This window comes from Shinella sp. GW821-FHT10F02 (assembly GCF_058809275.1).
The window spans coordinates 1-19,312 of record NZ_JBXASL010000009.1 but is presented as its reverse complement, the minus strand read 5'-3'; the positions used below and the strand labels follow the sequence as shown (position 1 = coordinate 19,312).

Below are 19,312 nucleotides of genomic sequence, written 5' to 3'. Positions count from 1 at the left end.
TGCCGTCTTCCGATCTCCCCCCTTGAGGGGGAGATGTCCGGCAGGACAGAGGGGGGTGCCTTCCCCCACCGCCTAAACCGCAACCAGCGCTTCGAGATGCGGCAGAAGCACCACGCTCTCCTGCTCGTGGGGATCTGTCCTAGCGATGACCGCCGAGGCCGGCTGGTCGGAGAGATTGGCGGGCAGATGCGGCACGCCGGCGGGGATGTAGAACATCTCGCCCGCCTTGACGATGACATGGTTTTCCAGCCGCTCGCCATACCAGGTATGCGCCTCGCCGGAGAGCATGTAGATCGCCGTCTCGTGGCTCTCGTGCATGTGCGCCTTCGCCCGTCCGCCCGGCGGGATCGTCAGGAGATGCATGCAGATGCCGGAGGCGCCCACGCTCTCGCGGGCGATGCCCTCGAAATAGCTGAACCCCTGCTTGCCGTCATAGGTGCTGCCCGGCCGCACCACCCGGCATTCGGCCTTCGATTCCACCGCCATCGTTTCGTCCCCCGTGAGATTTCCGTGCCCAAAGTGATAATGAAGACAATGCCGATTGCAATGCTGGAAATGGACATGCAGTCTGCCGGAAACCGCGCCGTGAGGGGCGCCGAAAGATGACCAGCATGTCCGATCGATCCCTGTCCGATACCGTCGTTTCCGCCAAGGAGCTCGGCCTCACCTTCCAGACCGCCGACGGCCCGGTGACCGCGCTGACCGGCGTCAACCTCACGGTCGAAAAGGGCGATTTTGTTTCCTTCATCGGCCCATCCGGCTGCGGCAAGACCACGTTCCTGCGCGTCATAGCCGATCTGGAAAAGCCGACCTCCGGCACGATCACCATCAACGGCATGTCGCCCGAGGAAGCCCGCAGGCGCCGCGCCTACGGCTATGTCTTCCAGGCGGCCGCACTTTATCCCTGGCGCACGATCGAGAAGAACATTGCGCTTCCGCTGGAGATCATGGGCCACAGCCGCGACGAGCAGAAGGCGCGGGTCGCGCGCACGCTCGATCTCGTCAACCTGTCCGGCTTCGAGAAGAAATATCCCTGGCAGCTTTCCGGCGGCATGCAGCAGCGCGCATCGATCGCCCGCGCGCTCGCCTTCGATGCCGACCTGCTCTTGATGGACGAGCCCTTCGGCGCGCTAGACGAGATCGTGCGCGACCACCTCAACGAACAGCTCCTGGAACTCTGGGCGCGCACGAACAAGACGATCTGCTTCGTCACACACTCCATCCCCGAGGCCGTCTATCTCTCGACGAAGATCGTGGTGATGAGCCCCCGCCCCGGCCGCGTGACCGATATCATCGAGTCGCCGCTGCCGAAGGAGCGTCCGCTCGACATCCGCGAGACGCCGGAATTCCTCGAAATCGCCCACCGGGTGCGCGAGGGCCTGCGCGCCGGCCACAGCTACGAGGAGCACGCCTGATGAAGCTGCCCTACGTGCTCTGGCTCTTCGCCGCGACCGCCGTTTTCATCGGCGCCGCCACCTCGTCGCGCGCCTATATCGGCACGACGAACCTCCTCTACCTGCTGCTCTCGATGACGCTCTACATCGTCGGCAACCTGATGATGCTGAAGCTGATGCGCGAGGGCGGGCTTGGCCTTGCAGTGTCGCTTTCCGCCATCACCCAGCTTTTCCTCATCAACATCATCGCCTTCCTGTTCTTCGGCGAACGGCTGAGCGGCACCCAGCTTGCCGGCGTGGCGCTGGGCATCGTCGCCATGGGCCTCATGCTGATGCCCTCCCCGGCAAGGAGCTGAGCATGGAACAGGCCAGCTTCCTTCGAGACCGCCTGCTTCCTATCGGCACTGTGCTGCTTGCCCTTCTGGCACTCTGGTATGTCTTCGCCGTCGTGCTGAACGCGCCTTTCGAGCGCGACCAGGCGGCGCGCGCCGGCGGCACGATCGGCTTCATGGAATTGCTGCCGAAGACGATGGCGCAGGAGCGGCCGGTGCTGCCGGCACCGCACCAGGTCTTTGCCGAGCTGTGGGACACGACCGTCAACAAGGCGATCACCTCCAAGCGCAGCCTCGTCTATCATTCGTGGATCACGCTCTCGGCGACGCTGCTCGGCTTCTCGATGGGTGCCGTGCTCGGCGTGCTGCTCGCCATCGGTATCGTGCACAACCGCGCGATGGACCGCTCGCTGATGCCCTGGGTCATCGCCAGCCAGACGATCCCTATCCTCGCCATCGCGCCCATGATCATCGTGGTCCTCAACGCGGTCGGTATTTCCGGCCTGATGCCGAAGGCGCTGATCTCGACCTACCTGTCCTTCTTCCCCGTCGTCGTCGGCATGGTGAAGGGCTTGCGCAGCCCGGAGCAGATCCAGCTCGACCTGATGCACACCTACAATGCCTCGCCCGCGCAGACCTTCTGGAAACTGCGCTGGCCGGCGTCCATGCCTTATCTCTTCACCTCGTTGAAGGTGGCGGTCGCCATTTCGCTCGTCGGCGCCATCGTCGGCGAACTGCCGACCGGCGCCGTCGCCGGCCTCGGCGCGCGCCTGCTGGCCGGCTCCTACTACGGCCAAACGGTGCAGATCTGGGCGGCGCTCTTCATGGCGGCGGCGGTCGCGGCGCTGCTCGTCATCATCGTCGGCATTGCCCACACGCGCGTCCTCAAGCGCATGGGGGCACGGACATGAACCTTTCCGTCCTCCTCGCCGCTGTCGTCTTCTGGCTTGCCGCCTGGGCCTTCAACGAATGGCTGGTGCGCCGGAAATTCCTGAACCCCGCCGCCGATCGCGCCGCGCGCATCGCCGTGCCGCTGATCTTCGGCGCCACCATCCTCGTGCTGTGGGAAGGCATCGTGCGGGGCTTTAACGTTCCCTCCGTGCTTCTGCCGCCGCCGAGCATGATCTGGGTGCGGCTGATCAATTCCGTGCCGACGCTCTGGGCGGATTTCCGCCAGACCTTCCTGAAATCCGTGCTCGTCGGCTATGCGCTCGGCTGCGGCCTCGGCTTCCTCGTCGCGATCCTCATCGACCGTTCACCCTTCCTGCAGAAGGGCCTGCTGCCACTCGGCAATTTCGTCTCGGCGCTGCCGGTGATCGGTGTCGCGCCCATCATGGTCATGTGGTTCGGCTTCGACTGGCAGTCGAAGGTGGCCGTCGTCGTCATCATGACCTTCTTCCCCATGCTGGTGAACACCGTCTCCGGCCTTGCCGCGACGAGCCACATGGAACGCGACCTGATGCGCACCTATGCGGCCGACTGGTTCCAGACGCTGGTGAAGCTGCGTCTTCCCGCCGCCTGGCCCTTCATCTTCAATGCGCTCAAGATCAACTCCACGCTCGCGCTGATCGGCGCGATCGTCGCCGAATTCTTCGGAACGCCCATCGTCGGCATGGGTTTTCGCATCTCCACGGAAGTGGGGCGCATGAATGTCGACATGGTTTGGGCCGAAATCGCGGTCGCCGCGGTGGCTGGCTCCGCCTTCTACGGGGTGGTCGCGCTCATCGAGCGGATCGTCACGTTCTGGCACCCGTCTGTCCGTGGTGGGCAGGCGTAACAAAAAGAAAGAGGGAACTGACATGAAAACGAAGATCGCATCGCTGCTTTTGGCAAGCGCCTTCTCGCTTGCCGCGTTCCAGGCGCACGCCGCCGACAAGGTGACGCTCCAGCTGAAATGGGTCACCCAGGCCCAGTTCGCCGGCTATTACGTCGCCAAGGACAAGGGTTTTTATGAGGAAGAAGGCCTCGACGTCGAGATCAAGCCGGGCGGCCCGGATATCGCGCCCGCGCAGGTGATCGCCGGCGGCGGCGCCGATGTCGTCGTCGACTGGATGCCTTCCGCGCTCGCCACGCGCGAAAAGGGTGTGCCGCTCGTCAACATCGCCCAGCCGTTCAAGTCTTCCGGCATGATGCTGACATGTCTCAAGGAATCCGGCGTCACCGGCCCGGAAAACTTCAAGGGCAAGACGCTCGGCGTCTGGTTCTTCGGCAATGAATATCCGTTCCTCTCCTGGATGGCGCACCTGAAGATCCCGACCGACGGCGGCCCGGACGGCGTGACCGTGCTCAAGCAGGGGTTCAACGTCGATCCGCTGATCCAGAAGCAGGCGGCCTGCATCTCCACCATGACCTACAACGAATATGGTCAGGTGCTCGACGCCGGCATCAAGCCGGAGGACCTGATCACCTTCAAATATGAGGACCAGGGCGTCGCGACGCTGGAGGACGGCCTCTACGTGCTGGAAGACAAGCTCGCCGACCCGGCCTTCAAGGAGAAGATGGTCAAGTTCGTGCGCGCCTCCATGAAGGGCTGGAAATACGCCGAGGCGAACCCGGACGAGGCCGCCGACATCGTGCTCGAAAACGACTCGACCGGCGCCCAGACCGAGGCGCACCAGAAGCGCATGATGGGCGAAGTCGCCAAGCTGACGGCCGGCTCGAACGGGGCGCTCGACGAGGCGGACTACAAGCGCACCGTCGCCTCGCTGCTCGCCGGTGGTTCCGACCCGGTCATCTCCAAGGAGCCGGAAGGCGCCTGGACGCATGCCGTGACGGACGAAGCCCTGAAGTAGAACCAACCTTCCGAAGGTTTTTCGCGTGCGGGGCCTAGGTCCCGCACGTTTCATTTGAGGGGGCGAAACCTGCGACAGTGCGTCACGATTGCCATGGAAATGCCAAACGCATAAAATAATGAGGCACCATTCCGTTACCTCTTGTAAGGGTGACGGACGCCGATTACATACACCCATCAGTTGGAACCTGGAGAGGCCGCCAAGCCGTTTCCGTGTCCGCCAATCTGCTCGGGAACAGCATAAGTCCGGCAAGAACTTAAAAAGAACGCCCGGACCTCGATCGTAAAGTCATACTTTTGGGAAAGTTCGGCCTATGGCTTCTGGACACAGGAAAGTCCTCTTTTTATCCGTCGCCGCTTTCATGACGGTCCATCCGATTGTTCTATTCGCCGCCGATGCGGCAACGACCGACGCCGCCGCCACCACGCAGGTGCAGAACTTGCCCGCGATCGTCGTCACCGCCGCTGAAACGCGCGAGGTCATCGACCGCGTCATCGCGACCGGCTCGGTGCAGGCGGTCGAGGAAGTCTATGTGACACCGCTCGTCGACGGCCTTTCCATCCGTACGCTCGCCGCCGATGTCGGCGACACGATCGCCGCCGACGGCACGCTCGCAACGCTGAACGACGATGCGCTCGTACTGGAGAAGAGCCAGACCGAAGCCTCGCTCGCCAAGGCGAAAGCCGCTCTTGCCCAGATCAAGGCGCAGCTCGTCGAGGCCAAGGCCAATTCCGACGAGGCCATCCGTGTGCGCGAGCGCGCCCAGAAACTCGTCAAGTCCGGCTCGCAGTCGCAGGCCGCCGCCGACCAGGCGCTGGCCGCGGCGGACGCCGCGCTTGCCCGCGTCAACTCCGCCGAACAGGCGATCGCGGTCTCCGAAGCCGACATCACCGTGGCCCAGTCCCAGATCGACGACATCGACCTGAGGCTCGCCCGCACGGCGGTGAAGTCGCCGGTCGCCGGCGTCGTCTCCGTTCGCACGGCAAAGATCGGCGCCATTGCCAGCGGCGGCGCCTCGCCGCTCTTCACGGTCATTCGTGACGGCGAGATCGAGCTGAAGGCCGATGTCTCCGAGGATGGCATCCTCAAGCTGGCGCTCGGCCAGAAGGCGACGGTGACGCTCGCCGGCGGTGCCGCCAAGCTCACGGGCACGATCCGCCTCATCGAGCCGACGCTCAACCCCGACAGCCGCCTGGGCCGCGTCTATATCCGCTTCGACGAGCCCGGCAAGGCACGCGCCGGCATGTTTGCGAGCGCGGAGATCGTCGTCGAGCAGCGAGAGGGCGTCGTTCTGCCGCTCTCGGCCATCACGACGGCCGATGGCAAGACGGTGGCCCGCAAGGTCGAGGATGGCGTCGTCAAGCTGGTGCCGGTCGAGACCGGCATCCAGGACGGCCAGGTGATCGAGATCGTCAGCGGCCTTGCCGCCGGCGACGAGGTGGTCGCCAAGGCCGGCGCCTATGTTCGCGATGGCGACCGGGTCAATCCGGTGCATGCCGAACAGGCTTCGGCCACGAAATGACGTGAAGGCCCCGCGGATAGCGGGGGCAATGCCGGGCGTGGGGCGCCTGGTCATATACGGGTCAGCCGGGTGGGGCCGGCAGCCTGAACAACGTCTGGTCTCTTATCGAGGACTTTGGGGACATGAACTTTTCAGCTTGGTCCATTCGCAATCCGATTGCGCCGCTGCTCGCCTTTTTCCTGCTGATGTTCGTCGGCATCCAATCCTTTTATGCGCTGCCCATCACGCGCTTCCCCAATATCGACGTGCCCGTCGTCGCCATCACCGTGAACCAGAGTGGTGCGGCCCCTGCGGAACTCGAATTGCAGGTCACCAAGGAGATCGAGGACGCGGTCGCAGGCATCGAAGGCGTCGATGACATTACCTCCACAGTCACTGACGGCAGCTCGGTTACATCGGTGCTCTTCGAGATCGAAAAGCCGACGGACCAGGCGCTTCAGGACGTCAAGGACGCGATCGACCGCATCCGCAGCGACCTGCCGGCCTCGATCGAGGAACCGGTCGTCACCAAGATCGACGTGGAAGGCCAGGCGATCCAGACCTTCGCCGTCTCCTCGCCCAACATGACGCTGGAAGAGCTCTCCTGGTTCGTCGACGACAAGGTGAAGCGCGCATTGCAGGGCCAGGCCGGCATCGGCAAGATCGACCGCTATGGCGGCGCCGACCGCGAGGTGCGCGTCGATCTCAACCCGGACAAGCTGGAATCCTTCGGCATCACCGCCGCCGACGTCAGCCGCCAGATCCGCAACATGAATGCCGATGTCGGCTCGGGCCGCGGCCAGATCGCCGGCGCCGAACAGGCGATCCGCGTGCTCGGCGATGCGCGCTCCGTCGAGAAGCTCAACAACACGATGGTGGCGCTGGCGAACGGCCGCTTCGTGCGGCTTTCGGAACTCGGCACCGTCACCGATACCTATGAGGAGCCGCGCTCCTTCTCGCGCTTCAACGGCAACCCGGTCGTAACCTTCGCCGTCTTCCGCTCCAAGGGCGCCAGCGAAGTGACGGTCGCCGAATCCGTCGCGAAGTCGCTGGAAAAGGTGCGCACGCAATTCCCGGACGTCTCGATCCAGCTGGTCGACGACGCCGTCTACTTCACCTACGGCAACTATGAAGCCGCTCTCCACACGCTGATGGAGGGCGCGCTGCTCGCCGTCATCGTGGTGCTGCTCTTCCTGCGCAACTGGCGGGCGACGCTGATTTCCGCGGTGGCGCTGCCGCTGTCGGCGATCCCCACCTTCTTCGTCATGGACCTGATGGGCTTCTCGCTGAACCTCGTCTCGTTCCTGGCGCTGACGCTCGCGACCGGCATTCTCGTCGACGACGCGATCGTCGAGATCGAGAACATCGCGCGCCACATCCGCATGGGCAAGACGCCCTACCGCGCCGCGATCGAAGCCGCCGACGAAATCGGCCTCGCCGTCATCGCGACGACCTTCACCATCATCGCCGTCTTCGTGCCGGTCTCCTTCATGCCGGGCATTCCGGGCCAGTACTTCATCCAGTTCGGCCTGACGGTGGCGGTCGCGGTGTTCTTCTCGCTCGTGGTGGCGCGCCTGATAACGCCCGTCATGGCGGCCTATCTCATGCGCTCGGGCGATGCCGACGGCCATGGCGAGGAGAAGGAAGGCGTCTTCATGCGCGGCTACACCTGGCTCGTCAGCAAGACGACGGGCAAGTGGTATGCCCGCTATGCGACGCTGCTTGCCGCCATTACCTTCCTCATCGGCTCGGTCATGCTGCTCGCCACCGTTCCCGGCAGCTTCCTGCCGCCGGAAGACGCCTCGCGCGTCGTGCTCTCCGTCGAACTGCCGCCGGATGCCATGCTGGAGGATACCGACCGCACGACCACGCAGATCTTCGAGCGGGTCAAGGGCATCAACGGCGTCGAAAGCGTCTTCGTGCTCGGTGGCTCGTCGCCGAAGGGCGACCTCGAACTGCGCCGCGCCTCGGTGACGGTCATCCTCCACAAGCTCGAACATTCGCTCGTCCACAAGCTGGTTAACGATGTTGCCGGCCGCATTCCGGTGATCGGTCCTTACCTGCCGAAGGTCGAGACGACAGGCCGCATCCGTCCACAATGGGACATCGAGAAGGAACTCTTCGCGACGCTGCGCGAAATACCGGACGTGCGCATCATCAAGCTCAATGACCGCGGCGAGCGCGACCTGGCGTTCAACCTGCTCTCCAACAACGAGGCGGACCTCAACAACACCGTCGCCGTGCTGGAATCCAAACTGCGTGCCGATCCGGTACTGTCGAATGTCAGCTCCGAAGGCTCGCTGCCGCGGCCGGAACTGCAGATCCGCCCGCGCGACGACCAGATGGCCCGCCTCGGCATCACGACGGCGCAGATATCCGAAGTGGTGCGCGTCGCGACCATCGGCGATATCGACGCGCAACTGAGCAAGGTGTCACTGGACGATCGCCTGATCCCGATCCGCGTGCAGGTCGACCGCAGCTTCCGCACCGACCTCGCCGCCATCCGCAACCTGAAGGTCCAGGCGGCGAACGGCCAGGTCGTGCCGCTCTCCACCGTGGCCGATATCGACTATTCCGAAGGCCCGAGCTCGGTGAAGCGGCATAACCGCAACCGCGTGGTGCAGATCGGTTCCGACCTTCAGCAAGGGGTAGCGCTCGATACGGCCAGCGCCCGGTTCAAGGAGATCGCCGCCAGCACCGACATGCCATCCACCGTGCAGTTCGCGGAAAGCGGCGACGCGGAAGTTCAGGCGGAAATGCAGCAGTCCTTCGGCAATGCCATGCTGCTCGGCGTGCTGCTCGTGCTGATGGTGCTGATCCTGCTGTTCAAGGACGTCATCCAGCCCTTCACCATCCTGTTCTCGCTGCCGCTCGCCATCGGCGGCGTGGCGGCGGGCCTGATCCTGACGCAGAACGCGCTCTCCATGCCCGTCCTTATCGGCATCCTGATGCTGATGGGCATCGTGACGAAGAACGCCATCCTGCTCGTGGATTTCGCCATCGAGATGATGCATCACGGCATGGACCGGGTGGAGGCGATGATCGAGGCCGGCCGCAAGCGCGCCCGCCCGATCGTCATGACCTCCATCGCCATGTCGGCCGGCATGCTGCCCTCCGCACTCGGCGTCGGCGAAGGCGGCTCGTTCCGCTCGCCGATGGCGATCGCCGTGATCGGCGGCATCATCGTCTCGACGGTGCTGTCGCTCGTCGTCGTGCCCTCCTTCTTCCTCATCATGGACGACGTCTCGCGCTTCCTCGGCTGGCTCTTCGGCCGCTTCGTCGGCAAGAAGGATGACGAGTTGCTGGCCATGGAGCCGGAGGCGCTGACCCGCCTTGCCGACCAGACCGCCCGCGACGTCTCGGACCTCGAAAAGCGCATCGAGACGCTGGAGAAGAAGAACGGCGAGCGAAAGCCGTTCAGCGTGGTGCACCACTCGGCACTCGCCGCGGAATGAAACAAACGGCCGGTTCGCACCGGCCGTTTTTGTTTTGATTGATCGAAATCAAGTCGGACTTGCCTGCCCTCGCCTATCGTCTTGTCATCGAAGACCGAAGACACTACAGCGCCGCGCGTCATTCATGACGCGCAAAGGTCGCTGTAGCATGTTGAATCTGCTTCATAATTTTATCCTTTCAGGATGAAATTATGAAGCGGCGAGGAGCATGGAGTGAGATCGATGAACAGGCTGATGAAACCCGGCGCACGGGAACGGGAAACCCTGCTGAATTCCGGCCTCCTGTCCATGCTCGGCGTGGAAAGCGTTGCGGCGATGATGGAGATCGCGGCCATCGGCAACCTGCCGGCTCGCCAGATGCTGTTTCGCGAGGGCGAGCCCGCCGACATGCTGCATTGCGTGCTTTCAGGCTATATGCGCGTCTACAAGCTCGATCCGGATGGGCGCGAAGCCGATGTCGAGCTCTACGGCCCGGGCGACCTGATCGGCGCCAGCGTCGTGCTCGATGGCGGCCGTTATGCCGCAACCGCCCAGGCCGCCGAACCCTCGCTGATCGCCCGCTTCGACCTGAGACGCGTGCGCGATATCGCAAGCCGCCGGCCGGACCTCGCCATCGCACTCGCCAGCGCGCTTTCGGCGCAGCTTTCCCGCGCCTTCGCCAGCCTCGCCGACGACCGGCTGCACACCGCCCCGCAACGCGTGGCGCGCTACCTGCTCGCCCATTGCCCGGTGGAGGGCAAGCCGACGAGCTTCCGCCTGCCCTACCAGAAGAGCCTGCTCGCCGGAAAACTCGGGCTGGCACCCGAAGCCCTGTCACGCGCCTTTTCCATGCTGCGCAGCCACGGTGTCAACGTGCGCGGCCGCCTCGTCCATATCGGCGATCCGGAAGCCTTGCGGCGGATCTAGAGCATTTCCAGCCGAAGCGGTATCGCTTCGGCGTCGGACAATGCGGAAAACAAGAATCTAGAGCCCGCCCTGCACCTTGAGGAAGTCGACGATGCGCTCGACGCCCTCGCCACGCTTCATGTCGGAAAAGACGAAGGGCCGCGCGACGCGCATGCGCCCCGCATCCCGTTCCATCACGTCGAGATCGGCGCCGACATGCGGGGCCAGGTCCTTCTTGTTGATGACGAGCAGGTCCGAGCGGGTAATGCCCGGCCCGCCCTTGCGCGGGATTTCCTCGCCCTGGCAGACGGAAATCACATAGATCGTCAGGTCCGCCAGGTCCGGCGAGAAGGTGGCCGCCAGATTGTCGCCGCCGGATTCGATGAAGACCACGTCGAGATCGGGAAAACGCCGGTTGAGATCGGCGATGGCCTGGAGGTTGATCGAGGCGTCCTCGCGGATTGCTGTGTGCGGGCAGCCGCCGGTCTCGACGCCAACGATGCGGTCCGAGGGCAGCGCCTGCATGCGCACCAGCGCCTCCGCATCCTCCTTCGTGTAGATGTCGTTTGTGACGACGGCGACGGAATAGTGCTCGCGCATCGCCTTGCAGAGCTTTTCGGTGAGCGCCGTCTTGCCCGAGCCGACGGGGCCGCCGATGCCGACGCGCAGGGGACCGTTCTTCGATGTCATTCCAAATCTCCGTCCTAAAAAAATCTGCCGGCTCATGAGCGGAACAGCCGGACCGATAATATCTCATGCCGAAGGCTCGTTATATCGGCGCGAATGGTCGACGAGCCGAGGTCGTCGAGCGTCGATGCCGACGCCGCTGCTGCAAGCGCGATGATCTGCGTCTCCAGCGCCGCCAGCGTCGCCACCCCGTCGCGCTGGCCGATGACGCCGCAGCGGATGGCGACCGAGACGAGGTTCGAGACGACCGCGTGCAGATAGGCCGCTAGCGCCGCTTCGGCCGTTATGCCATGCGCGCCGGAGACAGCGCCGACGGCCACCGGATAGGCCGCCTTGTCCAGCGCCTCCAGCACCGGATGCGGCCAGCTCGATGCCGCGGTGAGAAAGGCCTCGCCCTGCAACATCGTCTCGCGATGCCGCTCCGCCGAGCCCGAAAGCGCCTCCGCCAAGATCGCAACATCCGCCAGCCGCACCCGGTCGTCGGCGATACGGTGCGCCTCGGCGAACAGCACGGCGTCGTTCCAGAGGTTGCCATGCGACAGAAGGCTCGCGAGCCAGTCGCGCAACGCGCCGGCGTCAACGATATCGCCGGCGCTCACCGCCTGTTCCAGCCCGCCCGAATAGGAAAAGGCGCCGACCGGGAAGGCCGGCGACAGCCATGTCATCAGCCGCACCAGCGCGACGGGCGATGCCGTCTCAGCCATGGTCGTGGTGGTGATGGCCATGTCCCGTGCCGTGATAGGCGCCGCGCAGCGGATGGAAAGGTTCCGACACCTCGCGCACCGACGCACCTAGCCCAATCAGCATGTCGCGGATGACGTGGTCGCGCAGGATGAGGATGCGCCCCTCCTCGAACTCCGCCGGCAGGTGGCGGTTGCCGAGATGCCAGGCGAGCTCGACGAGGTGCAGACGGTCCTTCGGCGTCACCTCGTAAAGCGCTTCCTCCGCCGCGATCACCTCGATCACCTCCCCTGACTCGGCGAGCAGCAGGTCACCATGGGAAAGCTGCACCGGCTCCTTCAGGTCGAGCATGACGACGTCGTCATGCTGCAGGTGCAGGAGCTTGCGGCGCACATGGCGCTGGTCGTGCGACAGCACGACGATATCGATGGGCGTGCGGTTTCCGCCGGTTCCGTGCGGCAGGATTTCCGTGGAGCGATAGGGCAAGGGGCGACCTCGGGCGTCGATGCATATGGCCGCGAGAAAAGCATGTTTGCCCGGCCAAGGAAACCATCGAAACGGCGACCTACGTCATTTGCCGTAGGTGTTAGCGCCTACGTCCGCCCGCCGCGACCCGGCGGCTCGGCTCCAGCAGGCCTTCGCCCTCGTCCTCATGGATCGCCCGGTCGCGGCCGAGCGACTTGGCGAGATAAAGCGCATGGTCCGCTGCCTCGAAGACCGCGTCGAACGGCCGGTTCGCCGGCCGGTCGGCAATGCCGGCCGACATGGTGACAGCGACCGTGCCATGGGCGGTCTCGACCCGGCGCGCGGCGACGGAGCGGCGCGCCTCCTCGACCAGCAGGCTGCAATCGCCGCGATCCTCGCCGTGAATGAAGACGGCAAACTCCTCGCCGCCGAAACGCCCGACGAGATGGGTCGGTGCAAAAACCCGTTGCAGCTCTTCGGCAATGGCGACGATGACCTCGTCGCCCGCCGCATGGCCATAGACATCATTGACGACCTTGAAGCGGTCGACGTCGAACAAAACGAAGAAACCGTTAACGTTTGCCGCCACCATCTCCTCGGCGAAGGCACGCCGGTTGAACAGGCCCGACAGCGGATCGAGCCGGCTCAGCCGCTCGAATTCCGCGCGCGACAGCGCCATTTCATGGACGGCGGTGCCCAGCAGCCAGGCGAGCAGCGCCGACACGCTCGCCGCGATCATCACCGTCGTGGAGGTGTTGAAACCAAGCGCTTCACTGAAAGGATAGGGGAAAAAGCTGAAATTCGTGAGGATTGCCGCAACCATGAGGTAGGTTGCGGTGGCAAGCGTGATCGCCACCAGAACGGTGTTCAGCACGAAAGTCGAAATGTCGGCCCGTGTCCGGAAGACACCGACCTCCCACTGGGCCCTCAGCCAAAGGGCCAGCCTGCCACGCATAAATCTCTCCATCTTGAACGGAAGGATATTACGCGACTTTCTTTCAGATTCGTCTAAAGCAGTCGGTACAAGTTTAACTGTCCCGTTTTGAGGCTAGAACAGGAAGTAGCGCTGCGCCATCGGCAGCACGGTCGCGGGCTCGCAGGTGAGCAATTCGCCGTCCGCCCGTACCTCGTAGGTCTCCGGATCCACCTCGATATGCGGCGTCAGGTCGTTGAGGATCATCGAGGCCTTGGAGATTTTTCGCGTGTTTCGCACCGGCAGAAGCTGCTTGGCGACGCCAAGGCGCTCGCGCAGGCCCAGATCGATCGCCGCCTGCGAGACGAAGGTGACCGAGGAATTGGTGCGCATCTTGCCGAAGGCCCCGAACATCGGCCGGTAATGCACCGGCTGCGGCGTCGGAATCGAGGCATTCGGATCGCCCATCGGCGCCATGGTGATCGTGCCGCCCAGAAGCACCATATCGGGCTTCACGCCGAAGAAGGCCGGGTTCCACAAAACGAGGTCCGCCCGCTTGCCGACCTCGATGGAGCCGATCTCGTGGCTGAGGCCCTGGGCGATCGCCGGGTTGATCGTGTATTTCGCGATGTAACGGCGGATGCGCAGGTTGTCGTTGTCGCCCGTCTCGCCGGCAAGCCTGCCGCGCTGGCGCTTCATCTTGTCGGCGGTCTGCCAGGTGCGGATCGCCACCTCCCCGACACGGCCCATCGCCTGGCTGTCGGAGGAGATGATCGAGAAGGCGCCGATATCGTGCAGGATGTCCTCGGCCGCAATCGTCTCCTTGCGGATGCGGCTTTCGGCGAAGGCGATGTCCTCCGGGATCGACGACGACAGGTGATGGCAGACCATCAGCATGTCGAGATGCTCGGCGATCGTGTTGACCGTGTAGGGCCGCGTCGGGTTGGTCGAGGACGGGATGACGTTCGCGTGGCCGCAGACCTTGATGATGTCCGGCGCATGCCCGCCGCCCGCCCCTTCCGTGTGGAAGGCGTGGATGGTGCGGCCCTTGATGGCGTCGATCGTGTCCTCGACGAAGCCGCTTTCGTTGAGCGTGTCCGTGTGGATCATCACCTGCACGTCGTATTCGTCGGCGACGGAAAGGCAGCAATCGATCGCCGCCGGCGTCGTGCCCCAGTCCTCGTGCAGCTTCAGCGACGAGGCGCCGGCCTTCACCATCTCCTCGATGGGCGCGGGAAGCGAGGCATTGCCCTTGCCGGCGAGCGCGAGGTTCATCGGGAAGGCATCGAAACTTTCGATCATGCGCTCGATATGCCACGCGCCCGTGCAGGTCGTCGCGAGCGTGCCATGCGCCGGTCCGGAACCGCCGCCGAGCATCGTGGTGATGCCGCTTGCCAGCGCCTCGTCGATCTGCTGCGGGCAGATATAGTGGATATGGGCGTCCATGCCGCCCGCCGTCAGGATTTTTCCCTCGCCGGCGATCACCTCCGTCGAGGGGCCGACGATGATGGTGACACCCGGCTGCGTATCCGGGTTGCCGGCCTTGCCGAGCCCGGCAATGCGGCCGTTCTTCAGGCCGACATCGGCCTTGAAGATGCCGCTGTGGTCGATGATCAGCGCATTGGTGATGACGGTATCGACGGCGCCCTCGGCGCGTGTCGCCTGGCTCTGGCCCATGCCGTCGCGAATGACCTTGCCGCCGCCGAATTTCACCTCGTCGCCATAGGTGGTGAAATCCTTCTCCACCTCGGCGAAGAGCTCGGTATCGGCAAGCCGCACCTTGTCGCCCGTGGTCGGGCCGAACATGGCGGCATAGGCGGCGCGGGACATTCTGTAGGACATGGTTCAGGTTCCCCGGGAGGCAGGTGTCGTGTTCTGGTGGTCGAGACGTTCGAGGCGGCCGGCGGCGATTTGCGCATCCGTCCAGCGCCGCTCCGCGGCGAAGGGATGCCATTCCCAGCCCTCATGGCCGAAGCCGGCGATTGCGACACGGTCGCCCTCCCCGGCGATCGCATCGAGTACGTAAGCAATGACGATCAGGCCCGAACTCGGCACCACATAGGGCGACGGATCGAACGCCGAAAGTGCGGCGTCGAGCGCCTGGTGGGTCGCGGCCGGAACGACGCTCAGCCGCCGGCCGGTGGCGCGGGCGAAGGTTTCGAAGCCGATCGTATAGTCGTCGCAGAAATCATCGAGATCGGGATGACTTATGGCAAGCGGCGCGCGCATGGCGGCAAACGTTTCCGAAGCCCGCACGCACCAGAATTCCCCCGCCTGCCGCACCGGTTCGCTCGCCTTCCAGCGCCCGCCGCCGAGCATGCCGAGCGCCGGGCGGCCGGTGTTGCAGACGGCGACGACATCGGTCTTCCGCCCGCCGCGGCCAGCCGAGCGGCAATCGTTGAAGCGGATCACCAGGTCGGCGGCATCGATCGCCCCCGCCACCCCCTCGGGGATGCTGCCGTTTCCGACGATGGCGATGCTGCGCGACACCGGCGGCCCTCAGTTTTCCGATTCGTAGACGGTTTTCAGCTCCGCCGTGCGCTTCTGCGTGAGGTCGGCAAGGCAGCCGGAGACCAGCATCGGCTCCATCGAGCCGCCGCGCGCCGCAAAACCGGCCAATTCGCACTGGCCGTCGCGATAGCCGATCCAGGCACGCTGGGCGCGCTTCAGCGCATCGACGGCGCCGACATAGTGCTCGCCCATGTCCTTGGCCTGCACGTCCATCTCGCGCGCCGCATCCATCGCCTTCTTGTAGACGGCATTCAGCTCCGTATCGGCGGTCTCGTAATCGCGGTTGGCGCAGACGTTCATGTCCATCTGCGTCATGGCGTTATCGCAGTCGACCTCCGGCTCGTTGTCCTGCGCGGTCGCGAAGGTGGCCGGGACGAGAAGGAAGGCGGCGGCAATGAGGGTCCGGAAATGCAAAGCCATGTCAGAGTTTTCCCATCACGCTCTGGCGGAAACCGTAGATCTCGCGCTTGCCGGTGAAGGGAATGAGGCGAACCGTGCGCGTCTGCCCCGGCTCGAAGCGCACCGCGGTGCCGGCGGGGATGTCGAGGCGCAGGCCGCGGGTCGTCTCGCGGTCGAAGGCGAGCCCGGCATTGGTTTCGTAGAAATGGTAGTGGCTGCCCACCTGGATCGGCCGGTCGCCGGTATTGGCGACGTCGAGCGTGGTCACCGGCAGGCCGGCATTGAGTTCGATGTCGCCGCTCGCGGCGATGATTTCACCGGGGATCATGGTCTTCCTCTCACGCGGCCTTTGCCGGCCCGCAGCCTTCGGCTTTCAGGACCCGCTTGGTGGATGCCGGATATTTTGCAAGCAGCGCCGCCGGCCGCACCGGCCGGCGCGTGAAGTCGCCGCCGCAATTCGGGCAGGCGCCGCCGAGAACGCCCGTCACGCAATCGGCGCAGAAGGTGCATTCGAAGGTGCAGATCATTGCGTCCGGGCTTTCCGGCGAAAGATCGCGGTCGCAGCATTCGCAGTTGGGCCTGAGGTCGAGCATGGTCCTACCGTATCGGTTCGTGCACGGTCACGAGCTTCGTGCCGTCGGGAAAGGTCGCTTCCACCTGGATGTCGTGGATCATCTCGGGGATGCCCTCCATCACCTGGTCGCGCGTCAGCAAATGGGCGCCCGCCTCCATGAGGTCGGCGACGGAGCGGCCGTCGCGCGCACCTTCGACGACGAAATCGCTGATCAGCGCAATCGCCTCGGGATGGTTGAGCTTCACGCCGCGCTCAAGCCGCCTGCGCGCCACGATCGCCGCCATGGCAATCAGCAGTTTGTCCTTTTCGCGGGGAGTGAGATTCATAGGCAGTCCATCGCTTGATTCCGATCGCGCCTACTATGCAAAGGTTTTGCGCGCGCGACATACGCAAAACAGGAAGGTGGCGCGTGGAGGCAAATCCCATAGGATTGCTTAGCGCGTTACAGAGTCCAGACTTTCGGCACGCTCGCGCCGTTACGCAAGTGCGAAATAAGCGGCAGGAGTTTTTTTCTCAGGGCAAAACCGTCGTCCGCCACCAGGCGCGCGACGAGCTTGTCCTGCCAATGGCTGACGCCGCCATCGGTTTCGCCCAGAAGCCGGCGCAGCGGCTCCAGATGGGCTTCCGCCTCCGGCCCGCAAAAGAGTACGGTGGCAAAGGCGCGCGCGCCGGCCAGCACCGCGCGCTCGCCCGTCAGCGCCGCCACATCACCCGAAAGGCTCGCCTCTTCCGCATGGATCAGCTTGCCGGCGCGGCGGATGCGCCAACGGTCGCGGAAAAGCCCCGTCTCCATCTGCTCGCCCATCGCTTTGCGGCCAAGCAGGATGGCCTCGACCGCCAGGAAGCGCGCGTCTTCCGCAAGATCGACCTCCAGCCGGCGGGTGAGCGAGGAGCGATCGAAGAGAATGGTTTCCTGCGGCAGCCAGTCGACCCGCGCGCCGGCGCCGACCTCGATGCGCGTCTCGACCGTCGCGGTGGAGGCGCTCGCCTTGTAGATCCGCTCGCAGGCCTGCGTCGTCGCCGTCAGGCGCGTGCCGGCGGCCGCCGAAAGATACCAGTCGATGCGGTCGCCGCCAGTCAGCCCGCCGGCCGTGTTGATGAGCACGGCCTCCATCGTGCCGTCGAAGGTTTTTGGCAGGCGGATTTTGGCGCAACCGTCCTGATAGAGCACGTCGAGGCGGGTACCGGCGGCGGACGCTTTAGCGGCAAGCCGCCCCTGCCCGCGCGCGCGTTGCGGACGGGGCAAAGCGCCTTCCCCTTGCTGAACGGGTGGTTGTTCCATGGATGCTGTCATGCCGGCAGGTTCCCCGATGCGGCCCTCCCGTGCAAGCGCTCATGCCTCCGGGCGGCCATAAAAAAGCCCGGCGCGATGGCCGGGCTCGAAGCTGAGACGGTCGGGCGGCGTGCATGCGCCGCCCTTTCCGCGTGAGACGATTATTCGTTCTCGACGTAGGTGTACTTGCCGTCTTCACCCTTCTTCCAGGTGTAGAGGACGTAGTCCGGGCGGGTGATGTCGCCCTTTTCGTCGAAGCCGAGTTCGCCGATGGCGGTCTGGAACGGACCCTTCGACTTGATCGCTTCAGCAACAGCCTGCGGATCGATGCCACCGGCAGCCTTGGCGCCTTCAGCGATGACCTGGACGGCAGCGTATGCGTAGAGCGTGTAGGCTTCCGGCTCGAAGCCGGCTGCGCGGAACTTCTCGACGAGGTCCTTGGCAGCTGCGTTCTTGCGCGGGTCCGGAGCGAAGGTCATCAGCGTGCCGTCAACGGCGTCGCCAGCGATGGAAGCCAGTTCGTTCGAGACGATACCGTCGCCCGAGATGAACTGAGCCTTCAGGCCCTGGTCGGCAGCCTGGCGCTCGATGAGGCCGAACTCGGTGTGCAGGCCGCCCCAATAGACGACGTTGACGCCGGCTTCCTTCATCTTGGCGATGAGAGCGGAGAAGTCCTTGTCGCCGACATTGACGCCTTCATAGATCACTTCCGTGATGCCGGCTTCGTTCGTCGCCTTCTTGGTTTCGTCTGCGAGACCCTGGCCGTAAGGCGTCTTGTCGTGCAGAACGGCAACCTTGCCATCCTTGAAGTTTGCAGCGATGAAGGCACCGGCTACCGCGCCCTGCTGGTCGTCACGACCGCAGGTACGGAAGGTGTTCCACAGGCCCCGTTCCGTGTAGGTCGGGTTGGTGGAAGCCGGCGAGATCTGCAGGACGCCGTTTTCAGCGTAGATTTCCGAAGCCGGGATGGAAACGCCCGAGTTGAAGTGGCCGACAACGAACTTCACGCCGTCAGCAACGAACTTGTTGGCAACGGAAACGCCCTGCTTCGGGTCGGAGACGTCGTCGCCGAGCACGATCTTGACCTGCTCGCCGTTGATGCCGCCAGCTGCGTTGATGTCGGCAGCAGCCTGCTCGGCACCCTTCTGGAGCTGTGCGCCGAAGGCAGCGTTCGGGCCGGTCAGCGGGCCGCCGACGCCGATCAGGATGTCGGCCCATGCGTTGCCGCTGAATGCGACCATTGCAGCCAAAGCAACAGCCGACAGGAGAGACTTCTTCATTGTGTTACTCCCAAAATTAAACGCGGGCTCGTTTTCAACCGGTCGCAACACCCGCATCATTGCGCCGATATGCTTTATCCCGCGGCCAAGAGGCGGTCGCGGAGTTCCCTCTGGTTATTTAGACTTCCATGAAAAGAGCGATGCTTTTTCATAGAGCCAGTAGTAGTTGT

The 19,312-nt window shown here is 64.4% G+C and carries 21 protein-coding genes; 8 read left to right on the top strand and 13 right to left on the bottom strand.

From position 1 onward, the window contains the following. Nucleotides 1–72: 72 nt before the first annotated feature. Nucleotides 73–486, bottom strand: a complete 414-nt coding sequence (locus AC1RWL_RS25560) for a cupin domain-containing protein (RefSeq protein WP_439616018.1) — start codon at nt 484–486, stop codon at nt 73–75. Between the two features lie 125 nt (nt 487–611). Here AC1RWL_RS25560 and AC1RWL_RS25555 point away from each other — a divergent pair, with 125 nt between their 5' ends. The 8 genes from AC1RWL_RS25555 (at nt 612) to AC1RWL_RS25520 (ending at nt 10,380) form a co-directional block, all read left to right on the top strand. Further along, a complete protein-coding gene (locus tag AC1RWL_RS25555; protein WP_435266125.1) occupies nt 612–1,415 on the top strand; it encodes an ABC transporter ATP-binding protein in 804 nt (267 codons plus the stop codon). Then, entirely contained in the window at nt 1,415–1,750 is a 336-nt protein-coding gene (locus AC1RWL_RS25550) for a hypothetical protein (protein ID WP_256121084.1), read from the top strand. Before AC1RWL_RS25555 ends, AC1RWL_RS25550 begins: the two co-directional genes overlap by 1 nt. A 2-nt stretch (nt 1,751–1,752) precedes the next feature. Continuing rightward, nucleotides 1,753–2,637, top strand: a complete 885-nt coding sequence (locus tag AC1RWL_RS25545) for an ABC transporter permease (protein WP_493096618.1) — start codon at nt 1,753–1,755, stop codon at nt 2,635–2,637. Further along, nucleotides 2,634–3,503, top strand: coding sequence for an ABC transporter permease (locus tag AC1RWL_RS25540; RefSeq protein WP_493096619.1), 870 nt, complete (start codon nt 2,634–2,636; stop codon nt 3,501–3,503). Before AC1RWL_RS25545 ends, AC1RWL_RS25540 begins: the two co-directional genes overlap by 4 nt. Before the next feature lie 22 nt (nt 3,504–3,525). Next, nucleotides 3,526–4,518, top strand: coding sequence for an ABC transporter substrate-binding protein (locus tag AC1RWL_RS25535; RefSeq protein ID WP_256121081.1), 993 nt, complete (start codon nt 3,526–3,528; stop codon nt 4,516–4,518). A 361-nt stretch (nt 4,519–4,879) separates the two neighbouring features. After that, nucleotides 4,880–6,040 (top strand): efflux RND transporter periplasmic adaptor subunit, encoded by a 1,161-nt coding sequence (locus AC1RWL_RS25530; RefSeq protein WP_435266553.1) that lies wholly within the window; start codon nt 4,880–4,882, stop codon nt 6,038–6,040. 122 nt (nt 6,041–6,162) lie between these two features. Then, nucleotides 6,163–9,474: an efflux RND transporter permease subunit gene (locus AC1RWL_RS25525; RefSeq protein WP_493096620.1), complete on the top strand. Its 3,312-nt coding sequence runs from the start codon at nt 6,163–6,165 to the stop codon at nt 9,472–9,474. Between the two features lie 222 nt (nt 9,475–9,696). Then, a complete protein-coding gene (locus tag AC1RWL_RS25520; RefSeq protein WP_493096621.1) occupies nt 9,697–10,380 on the top strand; it encodes a Crp/Fnr family transcriptional regulator in 684 nt (227 codons plus the stop codon). 57 nt (nt 10,381–10,437) lie between these two features. Here the strand turns inward: AC1RWL_RS25520 and ureG are convergent, their stop codons facing one another. The 12 genes from ureG to AC1RWL_RS25460 form a co-directional block, all read right to left on the bottom strand. Next, nucleotides 10,438–11,049 carry an urease accessory protein UreG gene (ureG, locus tag AC1RWL_RS25515; RefSeq protein ID WP_492646625.1) on the bottom strand — a complete coding sequence of 204 codons (612 nt, stop codon included), beginning with the start codon at nt 11,047–11,049 and terminating at the stop codon, nt 10,438–10,440. Between the two features lie 32 nt (nt 11,050–11,081). Beyond that, entirely contained in the window at nt 11,082–11,771 is a 690-nt protein-coding gene (locus AC1RWL_RS25510) for an urease accessory protein UreF (protein ID WP_493096622.1), read from the bottom strand. Next, a complete protein-coding gene (gene ureE / locus AC1RWL_RS25505; RefSeq protein WP_493096623.1) occupies nt 11,743–12,213 on the bottom strand; it encodes an urease accessory protein UreE in 471 nt (156 codons plus the stop codon). The genes AC1RWL_RS25510 and ureE overlap by 29 nt, the downstream gene beginning before the upstream one ends. A gap of 100 nt (nt 12,214–12,313) precedes the next feature. Then, the gene (locus AC1RWL_RS25500) at nt 12,314–13,147 is read right to left on the bottom strand and encodes a GGDEF domain-containing protein (protein ID WP_493096624.1); all 834 of its coding nucleotides are present in this window, start codon (nt 13,145–13,147) and stop codon (nt 12,314–12,316) included. A gap of 93 nt (nt 13,148–13,240) precedes the next feature. After that, nucleotides 13,241–14,947, bottom strand: coding sequence for an urease subunit alpha (gene ureC / locus AC1RWL_RS25495; RefSeq protein WP_493096625.1), 1,707 nt, complete (start codon nt 14,945–14,947; stop codon nt 13,241–13,243). Between the two features lie 3 nt (nt 14,948–14,950). Continuing rightward, complete coding sequence (locus AC1RWL_RS25490; RefSeq protein WP_493096626.1) at nt 14,951–15,595, bottom strand: glycosyltransferase family 29 protein; 645 nt, start codon at nt 15,593–15,595, stop codon at nt 14,951–14,953. 9 nt (nt 15,596–15,604) lie between these two features. Continuing rightward, nucleotides 15,605–16,036, bottom strand: a complete 432-nt coding sequence (locus AC1RWL_RS25485) for a lysozyme inhibitor LprI family protein (protein WP_493096627.1) — start codon at nt 16,034–16,036, stop codon at nt 15,605–15,607. A 1-nt stretch (nt 16,037) separates the two neighbouring features. Then, the gene (locus tag AC1RWL_RS25480; RefSeq protein WP_327508573.1) at nt 16,038–16,343 is read right to left on the bottom strand and encodes an urease subunit beta; all 306 of its coding nucleotides are present in this window, start codon (nt 16,341–16,343) and stop codon (nt 16,038–16,040) included. Nucleotides 16,344–16,353: 10 nt separating this feature from the next. After that, the gene (locus tag AC1RWL_RS25475) at nt 16,354–16,608 is read right to left on the bottom strand and encodes a DUF1272 domain-containing protein (protein ID WP_256121069.1); all 255 of its coding nucleotides are present in this window, start codon (nt 16,606–16,608) and stop codon (nt 16,354–16,356) included. Nucleotides 16,609–16,612: 4 nt separating this feature from the next. After that, a complete protein-coding gene (locus AC1RWL_RS25470) occupies nt 16,613–16,915 on the bottom strand; it encodes an urease subunit gamma (RefSeq protein ID WP_493096628.1) in 303 nt (100 codons plus the stop codon). A 116-nt stretch (nt 16,916–17,031) separates the two neighbouring features. Continuing rightward, nucleotides 17,032–17,871, bottom strand: a complete 840-nt coding sequence (locus AC1RWL_RS25465) for an urease accessory protein UreD (protein ID WP_493096629.1) — start codon at nt 17,869–17,871, stop codon at nt 17,032–17,034. Nucleotides 17,872–18,023: 152 nt separating this feature from the next. Further along, a complete protein-coding gene (locus tag AC1RWL_RS25460; protein ID WP_256121066.1) occupies nt 18,024–19,142 on the bottom strand; it encodes a branched-chain amino acid ABC transporter substrate-binding protein in 1,119 nt (372 codons plus the stop codon). Nucleotides 19,143–19,312: the final 170 nt, after the last annotated feature.